The organism is Streptomyces bambusae, from assembly GCF_019400985.1.
GTDB classification, from domain to species: domain Bacteria; phylum Actinomycetota; class Actinomycetes; order Streptomycetales; family Streptomycetaceae; genus Streptomyces; species Streptomyces bambusae_A.
Genome location: NZ_WTFF01000546.1, coordinates 1 through 2,650, shown reverse-complemented (window position 1 = coordinate 2,650; position 2,650 = coordinate 1). Strand labels below are relative to the sequence as shown.

The 2,650-nt window shown below is 71.8% G+C and carries 2 protein-coding genes and 1 pseudogene; all 3 read right to left on the bottom strand.

The features are described from left to right. A pseudogene (locus GPJ59_RS35375) lies at positions 1-930 on the bottom strand (cell division protein FtsK); the annotation flags it as partial. A gap of 210 nt (positions 931-1,140) precedes the next feature. Next, positions 1,141-1,821 carry a response regulator gene (locus tag GPJ59_RS35370; RefSeq protein WP_219672197.1) on the bottom strand — a complete coding sequence of 227 codons (681 nt, stop codon included), beginning with the start codon at positions 1,819-1,821 and terminating at the stop codon, positions 1,141-1,143. A gap of 224 nt (positions 1,822-2,045) precedes the next feature. Beyond that, positions 2,046-2,650, bottom strand: a 605-nt coding sequence (locus GPJ59_RS35365) for a response regulator (RefSeq protein WP_258025405.1), incomplete at its 5' end; no start/stop codon positions are given.

Sequence of the window (2,650 nt, the reverse complement as noted above, 5' to 3'; positions counted from 1 at the left end):
GGCGAGCGCCTCCTCCTCGGCGGCATCCGCCGCGTCCGGCCCGTCGTCCGCGCCGGCGCCCCGCGCACCGCGGGCCCGCCAGCGCTCCGGGTCGTGCCGGGGTCCGCCGGCCGCGGCCTCCTCCTGCTCGTCGTATTCGTTCGGGGCGATGATGCCGAGCTTGATGCCGAGCCGCCGCAGCCGCTGCGGGATGGCGTTGACCGGGGTGGCGGTGACGACCAGCAGCCCGAAGATGGTCAGCAGGACCAGCAGCGGCACGGCCAGCGGCGCACCCATGGTGAAGATCAGCGGCTTGGACGCGGCCCAGCCGATCAGCCCGCCCGCGTCCTGCATCGCGGTGGTGCCCTCGCCCCGGCCCGGGGACCCGCAGGCGATGTGGACCTGCCCGAGGACACCGATGACCAGGGCGGTCAGCCCGACCCCGATCCGGCCGTTGGCGTCGGTCTGCTCCGGATGGCGCACGAAGCGGACGGCCATCACACCGAGCAGGACCGGCACCAGCAGGTCCAGCCGGCCGAAGGCCCCGGTGACCAGCATGGTGACCAGGTCGCCCACGGGCCCGCTCAGGTTCGACCAGGTGCCGGCCGCCACGATCAGGGCCAGCGCGATCAGCAGCAGCGCGATGCCGTCCTTGCGGTGCGCCGGGTCGAGGTTGCGCGCGCCGCGGCCGAGGCCGCGCAGCCCCGCGCCGATCGCGTGGGCGAGGCCGAGCCACAGGGCGCGCACCAGCCGCACCACGCCCCCGGTCGGGGACGGTGCGGGCTTGGGGGCCGCCTTCTTCGCCGGGGCACGCTTGGCGGCCGCGGCCTTCTTGGGCGCGGGCTTGCGTGCGGGCGCCGCCTTCTTCGCCGGCGCCGTCGTACGGCCGGAGCGGGCCTTGGCGGTGCCCGCGGTGCTCTGGGAACCCTTGCCGGACGTACGTGAGGCCATGGGGGCGAGGTTACCGGTGCGCGCGCCGGTGGACACGCGTGCCCACCCCTTCACCCGTTCGTGTCGGCGCCCGCGTACGCGGTTTGACGTAGGAACAGACCTGACTGCCCCTCACCGGACCGGCCGGATCAGGCCTGCCGGATCGGATCCGCGGGATCAGGCCTGCCGGATCGGCCGCGAGATCCCGCCCCCGGCATCACGTCCGCCGGATCAGGTCTGCGCGGGCAGTACGGCCGCCCCGCCGCCCGTCCCGGGCTCCAGCGCGTCCAGGGCCCGGCGCAGACCGGTCAGCTTGCGCTCCAGGTGCGCCGCGGTGGCGACCACCGCCGGATCTGCGGAGTCCTCGCCGAGCTGCTTGGTCAGCGCCTCGGCCTGCTCCTCCACGGCCGCGAGCCGCGCGGAGAGCTCGGCCAGCAGCCCGGCCGCCTCCTTGCCGTCGACGCCGCCGGTCGGGCCGCCCTCCAGCTGCAGGCGCAGCAGGGACGCCTGCTCGCGCAGCTGGCAGTTCTTCATGTACAGCTCGACGAACACCGAGACCTTGGCCCGCAGCACCCACGGGTCGAAGGGCTTGGAGATGTAGTCCACGGCCCCCGCGGCGTACCCGCGGAAGGTGTGGTGCGGACCGTGGTTGATCGCGGTGAGGAAGATGATCGGGATGTCCCGGGTCCGCTCCCGCCGCTTGATGTGCGAGGCGGTCTCGAAACCATCCATCCCGGGCATCTGGACATCCAGCAGGATGACCGCGAAGTCGTCCGTCAGCAGCGCCTTGAGCGCTTCCTCCCCCGACGACGCCCGGACCAGTGTCTGATCGAGCGCGGAGAGGATGGCCTCCAGCGCCAGCAGATTCTCCGGCCGGTCGTCGACCAGGAGGATCTTGGCCTTCTGCACCATGCCCTGTCCTCCTCGCCCCGGCATGGGGCCTCCCCGGCTCCTGGCTCCGGCCAGCACGCCGGACCCCGCCCCAGAGAACGGCTTCCTTGCGCCGTCCGTCCTTGTGCCGGTCATCGTAGCCCCAGTCCCGAGATCGCCACACCCTGTCACCAGGATGTCACTGTGCACATAGCGGAAACGCGGTGGAAGGGCGGAAGGTTCCCCGTCCGCCCCCACCCTCGTGGTCACCTCCGGCGCATGTGCTGCTCCATCACCGACAGCAGGTAGTCGGGGTCGACCGGCTTGGTCACGTAGTCGGAAGCACCGGAGTCGAGGGCCTTCTCCTTGTCGCCCTTCATCGCCTTCGCGGTCAGCGCGATGATGGGCAGCCCCTCGAACTGCGGCATCCGCCGGATCGCGGCCGTCGTCGCGTACCCGTCCATCTCCGGCATCATGATGTCCATCAGCCCCACGGCCACGTCGTCGTGCTGCTCCAGCACGTCGATGCCCTCACGCCCGTTCTCCGCGTACAGCACCGCCAGCCCGTGCTGCTCCAGCACGCTGGTCAGCGCGAAGACGTTGCGTACGTCGTCGTCCACGATCAGCACCTTCTCGCCGTGGAACTCGTACGTCCGCGGCGGCGAGGGCGGGTGCTCCTCCAGCAGCCAGTCGGCGTCCGGGCTCGGCTGGCCGGGCACCGCGACCTGCGGCCCCGGCTCGCCCAGCGCCTTGCGGCGGCGCCGGAACAGCGCTGATCCCTCGCCGTACCCCTGGATCTGACTGAAGAACTGGTCCGGGGCTGTCTCTTTTACACATTTGACTCTGACGCTTATCTTACGCGTGGTACTGA

Coding starts and splice junctions, on each gene's coding strand:
- GPJ59_RS35370 (WP_219672197.1), bottom strand. CDS start 1,821: ATGGTGCAGAAGGCCAAGATCCTCCTGGTCGACGACCGGCCGGAGAAT.